Source organism: Frateuria terrea (assembly GCF_900115705.1).
Taxonomy (GTDB): domain Bacteria; phylum Pseudomonadota; class Gammaproteobacteria; order Xanthomonadales; family Rhodanobacteraceae; genus Frateuria_A; species Frateuria_A terrea.
In genome coordinates, this window is the sequence record NZ_FOXL01000003.1 from 183,936 (window position 1) to 200,377 (window position 16,442).

General features: G+C 69.2%; 12 protein-coding genes. 4 read left to right on the forward strand and 8 right to left on the reverse strand.

The features are described 5' to 3' along the window. The first annotated feature begins 135 nt into the window (after positions 1-135). On the forward strand, positions 136-1,737 hold the full coding sequence (locus BMZ38_RS04650) for an MFS transporter (RefSeq protein ID WP_091334770.1): 1,602 nt from the start codon (positions 136-138) through the stop codon (positions 1,735-1,737). 246 nt (positions 1,738-1,983) lie between these two features. Here BMZ38_RS04650 and aceE read toward each other — a convergent pair whose 3' ends face one another. From aceE to rsgA, 5 genes are all read right to left on the reverse strand, one after another. Beyond that, positions 1,984-4,704 carry a pyruvate dehydrogenase (acetyl-transferring), homodimeric type gene (gene aceE, locus BMZ38_RS04655; RefSeq protein ID WP_091334772.1) on the reverse strand — a complete coding sequence of 907 codons (2,721 nt, stop codon included), beginning with the start codon at positions 4,702-4,704 and terminating at the stop codon, positions 1,984-1,986. A gap of 209 nt (positions 4,705-4,913) precedes the next feature. After that, positions 4,914-5,897, reverse strand: coding sequence for a glycosyltransferase (locus BMZ38_RS04660; protein ID WP_091334773.1), 984 nt, complete (start codon positions 5,895-5,897; stop codon positions 4,914-4,916). Positions 5,898-6,239: 342 nt separating this feature from the next. Further along, complete coding sequence (locus tag BMZ38_RS04665; protein ID WP_091334775.1) at positions 6,240-8,552, reverse strand: NADP-dependent malic enzyme; 2,313 nt, start codon at positions 8,550-8,552, stop codon at positions 6,240-6,242. Positions 8,553-8,713: 161 nt separating this feature from the next. Then, on the reverse strand, positions 8,714-9,988 hold the full coding sequence (locus BMZ38_RS04670; RefSeq protein WP_091334777.1) for a peptidase MATCAP family protein: 1,275 nt from the start codon (positions 9,986-9,988) through the stop codon (positions 8,714-8,716). 219 nt (positions 9,989-10,207) lie between these two features. Continuing rightward, on the reverse strand, positions 10,208-11,260 hold the full coding sequence (gene rsgA / locus BMZ38_RS04680) for a ribosome small subunit-dependent GTPase A (protein WP_091334781.1): 1,053 nt from the start codon (positions 11,258-11,260) through the stop codon (positions 10,208-10,210). Between the two features lie 104 nt (positions 11,261-11,364). On the opposite strand from rsgA, the gene BMZ38_RS04685 reads away from it, so the two are divergent. From BMZ38_RS04685 to grxD, 3 genes are all read left to right on the forward strand, one after another. Continuing rightward, positions 11,365-12,624: an aminotransferase class I/II-fold pyridoxal phosphate-dependent enzyme gene (locus BMZ38_RS04685; RefSeq protein ID WP_091334783.1), complete on the forward strand. Its 1,260-nt coding sequence runs from the start codon at positions 11,365-11,367 to the stop codon at positions 12,622-12,624. A 236-nt stretch (positions 12,625-12,860) separates the two neighbouring features. Further along, entirely contained in the window at positions 12,861-13,460 is a 600-nt protein-coding gene (locus tag BMZ38_RS04690; RefSeq protein WP_091334786.1) for an SGNH/GDSL hydrolase family protein, read from the forward strand. A gap of 74 nt (positions 13,461-13,534) precedes the next feature. Further along, positions 13,535-14,458: a Grx4 family monothiol glutaredoxin gene (gene grxD, locus BMZ38_RS04695; RefSeq protein ID WP_091334788.1), complete on the forward strand. Its 924-nt coding sequence runs from the start codon at positions 13,535-13,537 to the stop codon at positions 14,456-14,458. A 52-nt stretch (positions 14,459-14,510) separates the two neighbouring features. On the opposite strand, the gene BMZ38_RS04700 is transcribed toward grxD, so the two are convergent. The 3 genes from BMZ38_RS04700 to BMZ38_RS04710 form a co-directional block, all read right to left on the reverse strand. Further along, positions 14,511-15,530 (reverse strand): SDR family oxidoreductase, encoded by a 1,020-nt coding sequence (locus BMZ38_RS04700; protein WP_091334790.1) that lies wholly within the window; start codon positions 15,528-15,530, stop codon positions 14,511-14,513. 79 nt (positions 15,531-15,609) lie between these two features. Beyond that, positions 15,610-15,990, reverse strand: coding sequence for a sensory rhodopsin transducer (locus BMZ38_RS04705; protein WP_091334792.1), 381 nt, complete (start codon positions 15,988-15,990; stop codon positions 15,610-15,612). Next, entirely contained in the window at positions 15,987-16,433 is a 447-nt protein-coding gene (locus BMZ38_RS04710; protein ID WP_091334795.1) for a PPC domain-containing DNA-binding protein, read from the reverse strand. The genes BMZ38_RS04705 and BMZ38_RS04710 overlap by 4 nt, the downstream gene beginning before the upstream one ends. Positions 16,434-16,442: the final 9 nt, after the last annotated feature.

Genomic DNA, 16,442 nt, shown 5'->3' on the forward strand with positions numbered 1-16,442 from the left:
GGCGCGTACCTGCCCGCAGAAAAGGCAGCGCACGCCCGGAAGTCTGACGCCAGCGCCCCCTTTAGCCCTTTCCCCCGAGGGGAGGACATGCAAGAGAGCGGGTAAGCTGTGACGTCCCTCTCCTGCCCGCGCCGCATGCCTTCCAGAAGCGTCACCTTCCATCACCCGATCGCCTTCTGGTCCGGCTGTGCCTGCGTGATCGCCGGCGTACTGGCGCACCTGCCGATGCTGGCAATGGCCGCGCCGATGCACTACCGCCTGGCCGGCATGCCGATGGACCGCCTGATGCTCGCGGGCATGGCGCAGGTGCCGCTGGGCGTGCTGCTGGCCGGCTACGGCCTGATGCCGCGACTGGCGCAGATGCGCCGCACACTGCATGCCGATGCCAGTCCGCTGCCGTTCCACGTGGCCGACCACGTGCCGCTCAACCGCGAGCACTGGAAGCTGGTCGGCGTGTTGACCATGGCGCTGGCGGTAGACGTGATGAAGCCGGCGACGATCGGCTTCGTGATGCCGGGCATGTCGGCCGAATACGGCATCAGTGCGGCCACCGGCGGCCTGCTGGCGCTCTCGGCGCTGATCGGCACCACGGTCGGCTCGGTGGTGTGGGGACGCCTGGGTGATCTGTTCGGCCGGCGCGCCACCATCCTGCTCTCGGCGTTGATGTTCATGGGCACGTCCATCTGTGGGGCCATGCCGGCGTTCGGCTGGAACCTGGTGATGTGCTTCATGATGGGCGCGGCCGCCGGCGGCATGCTGCCGATCACCTTTACGCTGATGGCCGAGACCATACCCACTGCCCACCGCGGCTGGCTGCTGGTGGCCCTCGGCGGCGTGGGCACCTCGGCCGGCTACCTGCTGGCCTCGGGCGCGGCGACGCTGTTCGAGCCGGCCTACAGCTGGCGCGCGCTGTGGCTGCTCAACCTGCCCACCGGGGCGTTGATCGTGCTGCTCAATCGCTACATTCCCGAGTCGCCGCGCTTCCTGGCGCTGGCCGGGCTGGAGGAACAGGCGCGTGCGGTGCTGCGGAGGTTTTCCGACAACCAGTTGCCGGTGCGCGAGATGGCGCCGCTGCCGGCCGCGGAGCATGCGCACGGTGTGGAACGGATCGGCATGCGCCAGCTGCTGCGCGGGCGCCATGCGGCGATCACCTGGGGCCTGATGGTCTGCGCGGTGGCCTGGGGCCTGGCCAACTTCGGCTTTCTGCTGTGGCTGCCGGCCAACCTGGTCACGCTCGGCATCGACGCCAAGGCCAGCGCCGCGCTGCTGGCGCGCTCGGCGGTACTCGCGCTGCCTGGCATCGCCGTGGTCGTGGCCTGCTACCAGCGATGGAGCAGCATTCGCACGCTGGTGCTGTTCATCGCGCTGACCGCGGCGTCGCTGCTGCTGTTCTTCGCGATCGGCTGGATGGCGTTGCGTTCCGAAGCGCTGACCACGACCTCCACGGTGGCGCTGTTGCTCAGCATCAGCGGCGTGATCGCGACGCTGATTCCGTACGCGGCGGAGATCTATCCGGTGCACCTGCGCAGCACCGGTTCCGGGCTGATCGCCGGCGCTTCCAAGCTGGGCGGCATCCTGGGCGCATTGCTGGGCGTGCTCGGACTGTTCGAGCATTTCATGCTGTCGGCGCTGCTGATCGCCTTGCCTATGGGGCTGGCGGCCTGGCTGCTGGCGCGGCGCGGGATCGAGACGCGCGGGCATGGGCTGGAGGCCATCCAGCAGGTGTTGTCCGAGTAGCCTGGGGCTGTACCGCGACCCTTCCAGTTCGCTTCGCTACGCTCACCATTTCTTCTTCTCGCGTTCGGCTGAACCTAGGCGCGAAGCGCGCTTTCGTCGCGATTTTCGCGAAGCTGGCCGGCGCGGTCGCTCGCCTTCCTGCAACCTGCCGCGGAAGCGCCCAGCAAGAACGACAAAAAAGCAACCCGCCCCCGCGGGCATCCCCGCGTGCCCCTCTCCCGAAAGAGGAGAGGGGCCGTGAGGCGGTCAGACCGTCAGCGGATTGGGCTTGGACGGGTCGAGCTTGTATTCCTTGATCGCGCGCGCCACGTCCTTGGCATTGACCAGGCCGTCCTTCGCCAGCGCGGCCAGCGCGGCATGGGCGATCCAGTAGCGGTCGACCTCGAAGAAATCACGCAGGTGCTCGCGGGTGTCCGAGCGGCCATAGCCGTCCGTGCCCAGCACCGTGTAGCGCATGCCGTCAGGCATGAATGCGCGGATCTGGTCAGCGAACTCGCGCACGTAGTCGGTGGCCGCGATGGCGGGGCCGGAACGTCCCTGCAGCAACTGCGTGACGTACGGCAGGCGCTGCTCGGCCTCCGGGTGCAGCCGGTTCCAGCGCTCGGCATCGAAGCCGTCGCGGCGCAGCTCGCTGAAGCTGGGGCAGGACCAGATGTCGGCGGCCACGCCGAAGTCCTTCTCCAGCAGTTCGGCCGCCGCGATCACCTCGCGCAGGATCGTGCCGGAGCCCAGCAGCTGCACGCACGGCGCCTTGGCCTTGGACTTGCCCTTGCCGTTGCCCTGGCCGACGCCCGAGTCACGGAACAGGTACATCCCCTTGATGATGCCTTCCTCGCAACCCCTGGGCAGATCCGGGTGCTCGTAGTTCTCGTTCATCACGGTGACGTAGTAGTACACGTCCTCCTGTTCCTGCAGCATGCGGCGGGTACCGTCCTGCAGGATCACCGCGATCTCGTAGGAGAACGTCGGATCGTACGATTTCACGTTCGGGATCACGCCGGAGAGCAGGTGCGACTGGCCGTCCTCGTGCTGCAGGCCCTCGCCGTTGAGCGTGGTGCGGCCGGAGGTGCCGCCGACCAGGAAGCCGCGCGCGCGCATGTCGCCGGCGGCCCAGGCCAGGTCGCCGATGCGCTGGAAGCCGAACATCGAGTAGTAGATGAAGAACGGCAGCATCGGCTGGTTGCTGATCGAATAGCTGCTCGCCGCGGCCATCCAGGCGGCCATGCCGCCGGCCTCGCTGATGCCTTCCTGCAGCACCTGGCCCTTCTGGTCCTCGCGGTAGTAGAGCAGCTGGTCGGCATCCTGCGGCCGGTACTTCTGGCCGAACGGCGCGTAGATGCCGATCTGCCGAAACATGCCTTCCATGCCGAAGGTGCGCGCCTCGTCGGCGACGATCGGCACCACGCGCGGGCCGATGGCCTTGTCGCGCAGCAGCAGGTTCATGCCGCGCACCAGCGCCATCGTGGTGGAGATCTCGCGCTCGCCGGTGCCCTTGGTGATCTGCTCGAACGCCGACAGCTGCGGTGCCTTCAGCGCCACGTCGGTCTTGCGCCGGCGCTGCGGCAGGAAGCCGCCGAGTGCGCGGCGGCGCTCCAGCATGTATTCCACTTCCGGCGAATCCTTGCCCGGGTGGAAGTAGGGCACCTCGGCAAGCTTGCCGTCCGAGACCGGGATGTTGAAGCGGTCGCGGAAGGCGCGCACGGCGTCCTCGTCCAGCTTCTTCTGCTGGTGCGTCGGGTTCTGCGATTCGCCCGAGCCCAGGCCCATGCCGTAGCCCTTGACCGTCTTGGCCAGGATCACCGTGGGCATGCCCTTGGTGTTCACCGCCGCGTGGTAGGCGGCATAGACCTTGTGCGGGTCATGGCCGCCGCGGTTGAGGCGCCAGATGTCGTCGTCGGACAGGTTGGCGACCATCTCGCGGGTCTGCGGGTACTTGCCGAAGAAATGCTCGCGCGTGTAGGCGCCGCCGAAGGCCTTGCAGGCCTGGTACTCGCCGTCGAGCGTTTCCATCATCAGCTTGCGCAGCACGCCGTCGTTGTCGCGCGCCAGGAGCGGATCCCAGTAGGAACCCCAGATCACCTTGATCGCGTTCCAGCCGGCGCCGCGGAAGACACCTTCCAGCTCCTGGATGATCTTGCCGTTACCCCGCACCGGGCCGTCCAGGCGCTGCAGGTTGCAGTTGATCACGAACACCAGGTTGTCCAGGCCCTCGCGGCCGGCCAGCGAAATGGCACCCAGCGACTCGGGCTCGTCGCATTCGCCGTCGCCCATGAAGCACCAGATCTTGCGATCGGTCTTCGGGATCAGGCCGCGGTGCTCGAGGTACTTCCAGAACTGCGCCTGGTAGATCGCCTGGATCGGACCTAAGCCCATCGACACCGTCGGCACCTGCCAGTAGTCAGGCATCAGCCACGGATGCGGATAGGAGGACAGGCCGCGGCCCTTGCCGACCACTTCCATGCGAAAGAGGTCCAGTTGCTCCTCGCTGATGCGCCCTTCCAGGAACGAGCGGGCATACACGCCCGGGCTGGAATGCCCCTGGTGGAACACCAGGTCGCCCGGATGCTCGGCGGACGGCGCGCGCCAGAAATGGTTGAAGCCGACGTCGTACAGCGTGGCGGAGGAGGCGAAGCTCGCGATGTGACCGCCGAGCTCGCCCGGCTTGCGGTTGGCGCGCACCACCATCGCCATCGCGTTCCAGCGGATCAACGAGCGGATGCGCCACTCCATCGCCGCGTCACCCGGGCTCTTGGCCTCGTTGGCCGGCGCGATGGTGTTGACGTATTCGGTGGTCGGATCGAACGGCAGATAGCCGCCGGCACGGCGGGTGGAATCGACCATGCGCTCGAGCAGGTAGTGCGCGCGCTCGGTGCCGTCGTGCTGGATGACCGCGTCGAGCGATTCGACCCACTCGCGGGTTTCGGTGGGGTCGAGATCCTGGTTCAGGATGTCATCGAGCTGGTCCATGAAGCTTCTCCGCGGCGCACTGGCGCCTGATGTGTTCGACGTGTGGGGAGCCCCCGATTCTAGCTTTCGGGGTGCGGGGCCGCCATATGAGGTCCGCGGCAGGAGCGCGAAGCGCCCCTGCGCGCCACCGACATGCGGGGCAGGCAAAAAACCGGCAGCCATGCGTGCCAGGCTGCGGCGGGGCACGGAGGCTCCTACGCTCGACGCAGCTAGCGGCCGTACAAGCCGAACCAGCGACGCGGCACGAACAGCTTGAGCGCGCGTTCGGCGCTCTTGCGGCGCAAACCCAGGTGCATCAGGCCGCGGCCGATCGGCTTGAGCCAGTGGTGGCGGGCCTTGTGCAGCAAGGCTTCGCGGGCATCGGCCTCGATCCGGTACATCGCCACCACATCGCGGGCCAGCGCGCGCCTGCGCGGCGACAATCCAGGCATTTGCGCCAGGCAGTGCTCGAGGTCGTCGGCGGTGCCACGGTAGAAGCGGATGGTGCGCTCGTAGCGGCGCTGCATGCGCAGCATCGGCGGTTCGTGGCGTGCGAACACACCGGCGCTGACGCTGTTGGCGTGCTGGCGGTACTGGATCAGCGGCTGGCGCAGGTTGATGCAGTCACCCAGCAGCGCGCCGCGCAGGCTCAGCGCGTTGTCCTCGATCGGCCCGAGCAGCGGCCCGAAGCGCTCGAACACCTCACGCCGGAACGCCATCGACGCGCCGAGCAGCCCGATCAGGCGGCCGATGCTGACGTAATAGTCCAGCCCGAACACTTCCGGCCGCTGGCGGAAGGAGACCTCACGCGGACGGCCGTTCTCATCGATGCCATCGAAGTCGCTGCCCAGCACCGTGGCCTGCGGCCGGCGACGGAACGCCTCGAGGATGGCCGCTACACGGTGCGGATAGGAGATGTCGTCCCCGGCCATCATCACCACGATGTCGCCGCTGGTCAGCGGCACGGTGGCATTGACGTGCGCGGCCACGCCCAGGTTGCGCTCGTTGCTGCGCACGCTGACCCGGTGCGGGCCGCGGTAGTTGGCGATCATCTCCTGCGCCAACTCGAAGGTGCCGTCGTCGGAGCAGTCGTTGGAAACGATGATCTCGCACGGCACCGTCTGCGCCAGCGCCGATTCCAGCGCAGCGCGGATGTAGGGCGCATCCCGGTAGCAGAGCAGCAGGATGCTGGCGGAAAGTGCGGTTTCAGACATGGCTTACCCGACCCCAAGGATGCTTTGCGTTCCCGACGCCGCTCCATGGCCGTGCTTGTGCCGTTCATTTGCAGTGCCGGTGGCGCGCCTGGGTGCCTGCCGGGCGCCGTGCCCGCAGGTGCTTGCCGTGTGCCACTGGAATCCCCGACCTGCGCCCGCCCGGCGGTTCGATCATCGGGTGGATGCCTGCCCCCCGCGCAAACCGGTACGCGAGGCGGAGCATACGCCGTAGCGGCCGCGGATGCTCGGATGCGATCGCCGCAGGGGCCAATCACGCCCCACCGGCCCCACACCTCGCTCACCCGGCAAGGCCGGCGGTCACCCGGAGCAGGCCAGGAGGCGCTAGCGCATGCTCCGCCAGGCCTCGGCGCCGGTCGTGCGGCCGCTGCCGCGCAGCTGCGCATCCACCGCCGCGATGGCGGTCATGTTGACCGTGCGGCGCACCGTCGAGGCCGGGGTGAGGATGTGTGCGCTCTTGTCCACGCCCATCAGGATCGGGCCGATCGCCACGCCGTCGGTCATCACGCGCACCATGTTGTAGACGATGTTGGCCGCATCCAGGTTGGGCAGCACGAACAGGTTGGCGCGCCCGTGCAGGGTGGTGTTGGGGAAGATGCGTTGGCGCAGGATGCCGTCCCAGGCGGTGTCCGCCTGCATCTCGCCATCGACTTCCAAGCGCGGCGCGCGTTCGCGGATCAGCTGGTAGGCCTTGCGCATCTTCGCCGCGCTGGCGTTGTCGTGGCTGCCGAAGTTCGAATGCGAGAGCAGCGCCACCTTCGGCTCGATGCCGAACAGCTTCAGGCGGTAGCTGGCCTGCAGCGTGGCTTCGGCGATCTGCTCGGCGGTCGGGTCGACCTGCACGTGGGTGTCGACGAAGAACCAGGCGCCCAGGTCGTTGATCACGCCGGTCATCGCCGAGGTGCACTGCACGCCGGGGTCCAGCCCGAACACGCTGCGCAGGTAGCCAAGCTTCTTGTGGTAGCGGCCGACCAGGCCGCAGATCATCGCATCGGCCTCGCCGCGCTCGACCATGATCGCGGCGATCAGCGTGGGCCGCGAGCGCAGCAGATTCTTGGCTGCCGCCGGCGTGACACCGCGGCGTTCGGTCAGCGCGTGGTACTGCTGCCAGTAGTCGTTGAAGCGCGGATCGTCGTTGATGTTGGTCAGCTCGAAATCCACGCCCTCGCGCATGCGCAGGCCGAGCCGCTCGATGCGCTGGGCGATCACTTCCGGCCGGCCGATCAGGATCGGGAAAGCGAGCTTCTCGTCGATCACCGTCTGCACCGCGCGCAGTACGGTCTCTTCCTCGCCTTCGGCGTAGACCACGCGCTTCTTGTCGGCGCGGGCGCGTTCGTAGACCGGCTTCATCAACAGGCTGGTGCGGTAGATGAACTGGCCGAGCTTCTCGACGTAGGCGTCCATGTCCTCGATCGGACGGGCAGCGACGCCCGATTCCATCGCGGCCTTGGCCACCGCCGGCGCCAGCATCACCAGCAGGCGCGGGTCGAACGGGCGCGGGATCAGGTAGTCGGCGCCGAACGAGGGCACCTCGCCGCCGTAGGCGCCGGCGAGATCCGAGGCTTCCATGCGGGCCAGTTCCGCGATCGCACGCACGCAGGCGAGCTTCATCGCCTCGTTGATTCCGGTCGCGCCCACGTCCAGCGCGCCGCGGAAGATGTATGGGAAGCACAACGCGTTGTTGACCTGGTTCGGGTAGTCCGAGCGGCCGGTGGCGACGATGCAGTCCGGCCGTACGCGCTTGGCGTCCTCGGGCAGGATCTCCGGGTTGGGATTGGCCAGCGCCAGGATGATCGGCCTGTCGGCCATCGTGGCCACCATCGCGGGCTTGAGGATGCCGCCGGCGGAGAGGCCCAGGAACACGTCGGCGCCCGCCACGATGTCGGCAAGCGTGCGCTTGTCGGTGTCGCGTGCGTAGCGCGCCTTGTCCGGGTCCAGTCCCGGGCGTCCGGTGTGGATCACGCCCTCGCGGTCGAACGCCAGGATGTTCTCGGGTCTGACGCCGAGCGCCACCAGCATGTCCAGGCAGGCGATGCCGGCCGCGCCCGCACCCGTGGTGGCGAGCCTGATGTCCTGGATCTTCTTGCCGACCACTTCCAGCGCGTTGAGCACGGCGGCGCCAACGATGATCGCGGTGCCGTGCTGGTCGTCGTGGAACACCGGGATGTTCATCCGCTCGCGCAGCTTGCGCTCGACGATGAAGCACTCCGGCGCCTTGATGTCCTCCAGGTTGATGCCGCCGAAGGTCGGTTCCATCGCGGCAATGATCTCGACCAGTTTGTCCGGGTCGCGTTCGTTGAGCTCGATGTCGAACACGTCGATGCCGGCGAACTTCTGGAACAGCACGCCCTTGCCTTCCATCACCGGCTTGCCGGCCAGCGCGCCGATGTCGCCCAGGCCGAGCACCGCGGTGCCGTTGGTGATCACCGCGACCAGGTTGCCGCGCGCGGTCATCTCGCTGGCGGCGTGCGGGTTCTCTACGATCGCCTCGCAGGCGTAGGCCACGCCGGGCGAGTAGGCCAGGGCCAGATCGCGCTGGGTCACCATCGCCTTGGTCGCGCTGACCTTGATCTTTCCGGGCCGGGGGCAGCGGTGGTATTCGAGCGCGGCGTGGCGCAGGTCGTCGGGATGGGCCATGGGCGGCGGCTTTTGCGAGGGGAAGCGGCCTTACATGGTAGCAGCCCCGCCTGGCCTGCTCCCGTTGCGTGGCGCCGAAAAGGGGGCTTGCGCAGGTGTTCCGGCCCACGCCACGGCTCTTGAGCGATGGGCGCTCGGGCGCCCTGCGTTTGCTCTGCGCCTCAGAGGTTCAGGCGCAACTCCTCCGCCTGCACCTTGCCCATGTGGATACCGTTGACGAACAACGAGAAGGCCAGCTTTCCCGCCAGGCCATGCACGTGCTGCATCCACGGTGGCAGCCAGCGAGGCGGCAGCAGGGTGCCGGCCTGGAAATGCGGCTGCAGGGCGATCACGTCGTGCAGTGCCAGCTTGCCGGCGAACAGGTGGCGCAGCAGGTCCATGCGCTGCTGCTTGAACGCCCAGCGGAAAAAGGTGTGCACGGTGAGCAGGCCGGACAGGTACACGTTGTCCTTGGCGAAGGCCGCGCCACCGGTCAGCGGCACGCCGCGGAATACCCGCTGCGCCGAATGGAAACTGTCCGCCGCGCCCTGGCCGCAGTGGCGGAAGTACTTGTAGACCTCGACGAAGTCGGCGCCATTGAGCGCCATGTCGATCGCCAGGATGCGCAGGCTGATGCGCTTGAGCCGCGCGATGTCGATCGCGCCGGACATCAGCTCGGCGAATACCGCCAGCCCTTCCTGGGTGGCGGTGACGCGCGGCGAGGTGCGCGCCAGCGAGGCCAGCAGCGGCTGCTCGCGGCCATTGAGCGCGGTCAGCGAGTGCACGAAGGCCTCGTGCGCCAGCAGCTGGTGGCGGTCGTATTCGCTGAAGCAGGCGCCGCCGCGCAGGCGGATGCGGGTGGCGCCGGCGGCGGCCTTGGCGGTGAGCTCCGGATCGACCTCCACCACGATCCGGCCGGGGCCGAAGAACGCATCCAGCGTGCGGCCCAGGTCGGTGCGCAAGGTCTCGGCGGAAATGTCCGTGACCACGTCGTCGGCGAGCAGGTCGGCGCCCAGCTCGTCGGACAGCTCGACGAAGTAGCGCGCCGCATCCAGGTTGCTGCGGTGGCTGCCCGGGATCGCGTCGCCGGGCCGTCCGTACAGCGCGATCGACGGCGCGGTGACGCCCGTGCTGCCGACCGCCTCCAGCATCTCGGTGGCGACACGCCAGGAGGCGGCGGTGCGGCACAGGTAATCGCCGATCGGGTCGCCGGCCAGCAGCGTTCCGGCCTCGTTCTCGATCGCCACCAGCTCGCTGCGCACCTGCGAAAGCTCCGGGCGCACGTAGCGGACGTCCGGCAGCGCGTAGTCGCCCCGCTCGTAGGCGGCGATCATGCGCTGCTCCAGCGAGGCCGGCCAGGCGACCGTCGGAAGGATGTTGATGGCGCGCGTGGCGGCCAGCAGGCGCCGGTCGAGCGCGGCGTAGTGATTGCGCTCCGGGGTCAGCGCGTCGCTCACGCCGCCGCTCCAGGCCTCGCACGGCCCGCAGGCACCGCGCCGAAGGTGCCCATCGACATGGCCGGCAGGCTGCCCCCGGGGTCTGCGCCGCGGCGACGGATCATGCGCCACGCGCCGGCCGCCTGCGCCGCGGGGACCGCGCCGCAGGATTGCCCGTGTCCGACCCCTGCACGCCGGCACTGCGCCATCGGTTTCACGTCCTCGAGCCCGGCATGGTGGTCACTCCCGCTCGCGCCGCCCACGATGCCCGTGCGGGCGCTCGGCCGGCCGGCCACCGCGCTGCCGGCGCAGGCGCGCCTCCAGCGTGGCCGCCTGCTCCTCGCGTTCGTCGCGCAGCTTCAGGTAGTTGCGCCAGCGCTCGGCAGCCAGCTCGCCCGAGTCCAGCGCCAACTGCACCGCGCAGCCCGGTTCGCTGCCGTGGCCGCAATCGGCGAAGCGGCAGGTTTCGGCCAGCATCTCGATGTCGGCGAACAGGTCGAGGTTTTCCTCGCCGGTCAGTTTGAGCTCGCGCATGCCGGGCGTGTCGATCAGGCAGCCACCCGAGGGCAGCATCAGCAGCGCGCGGTGGGTGGTGGTGTGGCGGCCGCGGCTGTCGTGTGCGCGCACTTCGCCGGTGGCCATGCGTTCGCTGCCGAGCAGCGTGTTGGTCAGGGTCGACTTGCCGGCACCGGAAGAACCGACCAGCACCGCGCTGTCGCCCGGCTGCAGGTAGCGCGCCAGCAGCGCGGCGCTGGCCGGGTCCTTGCCGTTGATCGGGTGGACCGGCGTGCCTTCGGGCAACCGCTCGCGCAGCGAGGCAAGACGCACATCGGCGTCGGCGTGCAGGTCGAGCTTGCTCAGCAACACCACCGGTCGGGCGCCGGAGTCCTCGATCAGCGAAAGGTAGCGCTCGATGCGCGCGGGACTGAAGTCATTGTCCAGCCCGGTCAGCACGAGCACGTAGTCGATGTTGGTGGCGATCAGCTGGCGCTCGTAGCGTTCGCCTGCGGCGGCGCGAGAGAGCACGCTGCGCCGCGGCAACACCGCAGCGATGTGCGGCGGGCGGCCGTCCTCCACCTCGACGAAGTCGCCGACCGCTGGCCGTTCGGCCGGGTCCAGCGCGCGCCTGAGGAAATGCCCGGCCGGCTGCGCGCCGAACAGCGCCTGGCCGTCGTGCAGCTCGTAGCCGGCGCGGTGCTGCGCGACCACGCGCGCCACACGTCGGCCGCCGGACGGCAGTTCGCCCCTCCAGCCGATGTGGCGCAGGCGTTCGATCGTCGCGGCATCGCTCATAAGTATCCGATTATGCCCTGCCCCGCCGGCGCCCGCGCGGGCCGCCCGCCGCTGGCCCGCACTGCTAGCATCGGCGGCTTTACGCAGTCCTGGAGAGGACGCCCGTGCCGGTTCCGCCCCCTTACGCATCCATCACCCCGAGCCCCCACCTGGGCGACGTCCGCTACGAGATCCGCGGCGCGCTGACCCGCCGTGCCCGCGAGCTGGAGGCTGCCGGGCGCGCCATCGTCAAGCTCAACATCGGCAACCCGGCCCGCTACGGCTTCGACACGCCGGCGCACCTGCGCCAGGCGATCGCCGCGCACCTGGCCGACAGCGAGGGCTATGGCCACGAACAGGGCCTGGAAGAAGCGCGCGAGGCGATCGCCGCGCAGCAGCGCGCGCGCGGCGCGCAGGGCGTGGCGGTCGAGCGCATCTTCGTCGGCAACGGCGTGAGTGAACTGATCGACCTGTCGCTGCGCGCCCTGCTGCAACCGGGCGATGAGGTGCTGCTGCCCAGCCCCGACTATCCGCTGTGGAGCGCCGCGACCATCCTCAACGGCGGCCGCCCGCGCTACTACCGCTGCCTGGCGCAGAGCGCGCACCTGCCCGATCCGCAGGAGATCGAGGCTCTGGTCACGCCGCGCACGCGCGCGCTGGTGCTGATCAACCCGAACAATCCCACGGGCGCGGTGTACCCGCGCGCGCTGCTCGAGCGGCTGGTGGCGATCGCGCAGCGGCATGGCCTGCTGTTGCTCAGCGACGAGATCTACGACGAGATCCTCTACGACGATGCGCTGTTCCAGCCGTTGGCCGAGGTCGCCGGCGCGCATCCGTGCCTGAGCTTCGGCGGCCTGTCCAAGGTGTACCGTGCCTGCGGCTACCGCGTCGGCTGGCTGAGCCTGTCCGGCGACCCGGCGCGCACCGGCGCCTATCGCGATGCGCTGCAGTTGCTGGCTGCCTTGCGCCTGTGCGCCAACGTCACCGCGCAGTGGGCGGTAGAGCCGGCGCTGACCGGCCGCGCCACCATCGCCGCGTTGACCGTGCCTGGCGGGCGGCTGCACGAGGCACGCCGTGCGGTGCTGGAAGGCGTGGCGGCGAGCGATTACCTCGACCTGGTCCCACCCGCCGGCGCGCTGTACGCGTTCCCGCAGGTGCGCGCCGAACGCCTGCCGCAGTTCGACGACAACGCCTTCGCGCTGCGCCTGCTGGAGGAGGAGGCGGTGCTGCTGATGCCCGGCTCCAGCTTCAACCTGCCGCACAGCCGGTACCTGCGTCTGACCTTGCTGCCGCCGCCGGCGCAGCTGGCCGAGGTGTTCGTGCGGATGGAGCGGGTGCTTTCGCGGATGGCGCAGGAGCAGGCGCGCGAGTCGGCGGTCGCCTGATGCAAGGCCCATCTTCCTTTGGGAGAGGGGTTGGAGGATGGCTCGGTTGTGTCGGGCATCCTGCTCCGCCCGGACCCTCACCCGCCGGTCGGCACCCTCTCCCGGAGGGAGAGGGATTTGACCTCGAGGTTTGAGGCACGAGCGCTTTGGCTTCGCCCGCGGCTACGCTCGGCACGAACGGCTTTTCGATGCGCATAGCGCCAGCTTCGAACGACCCCACCCGACCGGAACCAGCCATGCCCCTGCACTACCTCGCTCTCGGCGATTCCTACACGATCGGCGAAGCGGTCCCTGCCGCGGACCGCTGGCCGGCGCAACTGGTCGCGCGGCTGCGCGCACGCGGCGTGGCCATCGAGGATCCGCAGATCATCGCCACTACCGGCTGGACCACCGATGAGCTTTCCGCCGCCATGGACGTGGCCACGCTCACGCCGCCCTACGGGCTGGTCACCCTGCTGATCGGCGTCAACAACCAGTACCGGGGCCGCAGCGCGGGCGAATACCGGCGTGAATTCGCCGGGCTGCTCCAGCGGGCCACCGGACTGGCTGGCGGCCACGCGGCACGCGTGATCGTGGTCTCGATCCCCGACTGGGGCGTCACCCGCTTCGCCCGCGAGCAGGGCCGCGATCCAGCGCAGATCGCCCACGCCCTGGACGTCTACAACGCCATCGCCCGCGACGAGGCCGGCCGTGCCGGCGCGCGCTGGGTGGACATCACGCCGGTCTCGCGGCGCCACCCGGAACTCGTGGCCGCGGACGGCCTGCACCCGTCCGCCGTCCAGTATGTCCTGTGGACCGAGGCGATCGAACCCATCGCCGCCGCTGCGGTGAAATAGCGCGCCGGTTGGGATCGCCCGCGCCGGCCCCAACCTGCGGGCGTATCATTGGCCCTCTTTGCCGGAGCTTTCCCATGTCCCTCGACCCCGCCACCCGCGAACGCATCGAAACCCTGCTCAAGGACCACCGCGTGGTGCTGTTCATGAAGGGCGACCGCCAGCAGCCGATGTGCGGCTTCTCCGCCGCGGCGACGAACACGCTCAACGAGCTCCTGCCCGAGTACCACACGGTGAACGTGCTGGAGGACCCCGAGATCCGCGAGGGCATCAAGGTATTCGGCGACTGGCCGACGATCCCGCAGCTGTACGTCGAAGGCGAGCTGGTCGGCGGCGCGGACATCATCCGGCAGATGTACGCCAGCGGGGAGCTGCACGCACTGTTCGGCGCGACGCCGCCGGACCGCACGCCGCCGGAAATCACGATTACCGACAAGGCCGCAGACGCCATCCGCAACGGCATCGCCAACGCGCAGGGTCTGGCACTGCACCTGGAAATCGGTCCGGACCACAGCGCCGGCTTCCAGCTCGCGCCGGCGGGTGACCATGACATCGTGGTCGCCGCCAACGGCATCGAGGTGCACTTCGACCCGGGCAGCGCGCAGCGCGCCAAGGGCATCGTGATCGACTGGGTGTCCACCGTGCAGGGCGAAGGCCTGAGCCTGAAGTTCCCGGGCGCACAGGAAATCAAGTCGCTGAGCGTGCAGGAACTGAAGGCGCGCCTGGCCCAGGGCAGCGTGCTGCTGGTCGACGTGCGCCCGGCCGCCGGCCGCTCCCAGGCCGCGCCGCTGGCACAGGCACGCGTGCTGGAGGACGAAGGCTACGACGCGCTCGCCGCGCTGCCCAAGGACACCGCGATCGCCTTCATCTGCCACCACGGCAACTCCAGTCGCGGCGTGGCCGAGCGCTTCGCGGCGCACGGCTTCACCAACGTGTTCAACGTCGAGGGCGGCATGGACGCGTGGGCGCGCGAGATCGACCCCACGGTGCCGCGCTACTGAAACGCCGGCCCTTCTCTCCCCGGCAAGCCGGGGAGAGAAGGGCCGATACGCGTCAGCCAAGCCCGCGCGAAGCCGGGCGCATGCCTCGCCGGCCGGCCCACAGCCATGCCCCGGCCGCCAGCGCGCCGGCGGCGACCAGGCCGCGATGCGTAGTGGCCCACAGCTGCAAGCTGTAGGTCTTCGAGCGCGTGTCGAAGCGTCCGTGCGTGCCATAGTCGTCCGGCACCGCCTCGTACAGGTTGTCGGGCCGGTCCTCCGGCAGCGGCAGCTGGCCCATCTGGCCGGCGTAGCCGAGCCTGACCAGCGCGCGGTCCGCCAGCTTCGGGAACAGCTTGTTGCCGAGGATCGCCTTGACCGCCGGAAAGCCCACGTTGAGCTCGCGCCGGCGATGGTGCGCCGCCCAATGGATGCCCTTGGCGGCCACTTCCGGCTGGAAGATCGGCGGCACCGGTTGCGGCCGTCGCGGCAGTTTGGTGCGGCCCCACTGAAACTGCGGCGTGTTGAAGGCCGAGAGCTGCACCATGGTGATGTGGATGTCGCTCTTGTCGTGCATCAGCTCCACGCGCAGCGCGTCGGTGAAGCCTCGGATGGCGAATTTTGCGCCGCAGTAGGGCGCCTGCAGCGGAATCGCCCGGTAGGCCAGCGCCGAGCCCACCTGCACGATGGTGCCGCGGTCGCGTTCGCGCATGCGCTTGAGCGCGGCCATGGTGCCGTACACGGTACCCAGGTAGGTGACCTCGGTGGCGCGGCGGAATTCGGCCGGACTTATTTTGTGGACCGGGGCAAAAATCGTCGCCATGGCGTCGTTGATCCAGATGTCGATGGGGCCGAGCTCCTGTTCGACGCGCTCGGCGGCCGCCTCGACCGCATCGGCGTCCGACACGTCCAGCGGGATCGGCAGCGCCTCGCCGCCGAGCTTGCGCACTTCCTCTGCGGCCGCCTCCAGGCCATCGCTGCCGCGCGCGATGAGCGCGATGCGCGCGCCATCGCGGGCGAAGCGGTGGGCGGTAGCGCGGCCGACGCCAGCGGAGGCCCCGGTGATGACGACGACTTCGGGTTTCTTCTTGCTCATGGATGACTCCTGGCGAGGCCGGTGGCAGTGCACCTGCGCGATCGGAATGCCGACCGCCGCAGCGCGCCCTGCGAAATGGCTAGCTGTAGGCGATGGTGGAAAGCAGCGCGAGCGCGGCCTGGCGCGAATCCAGCCGCGTGTGCTGCACCACAATCGGCAGGTCCGACTCGAACACGCTGGAGTAGTCCGTATCGTGCGGAATCGACTCCGGATCCTCCAGGTCGTTGAAGCGCAGGTGCAGCGTGCGCCGAGCCGCCACGGTGACGCGGTACGGCCCGGCCGGCTCGCGGTCCTTGAAGTAGATGGTGATGGTCACGTGCGCATCGCGGTCGTTGGCATTGAGCAGGCAGGCGGTCTCGTGGCTCTCGAAGCGCGGGTCGTCGGCATGCGTGCCGCCGGGCGGGATATAGCCCTCGGCGATGGCCCAGCGACGCCGGCCGATCGGTTCTGGCGTGGTCATGGCAGCTCCTGGTCGAGATGGATGAGTGCCAGCCCGGACGTCGGGTCATGGCGGCGTTTCAAGTGCGCGGGCGATTCGGTGACGATCACTTCCAGCGTGGGCCGCACGTGGCCCTCGAGCAGATGGCCGCCGAGCGCGCGGCCATCGGACTGGCCGAGCACCGCGTGCATGTGCAGCTTGGGTTGGTCGCCCTGGAGCGCCACGTCGCCGATCAGCGAGACGACCTCGACCTGGTCGTCGACGGGGTTGCGCTTGTAGTTCTTGGTGTTCCAGTCGAAGTAGCCAAGCACCGCGCGCTGGAAGGCACCGATGGCAGTCAGGTGCGCGGCGGAAAGATGCTGTTCCCGCGCGAAGGCGAGCAGGCAGGCGTTGGCCTCGTCGCCGGTTTCAAGCACGATGGCCCAGGTGCGCGTGTCGCCCCGATCGATCAGTTGGTAGTGCATGGGTCGGCG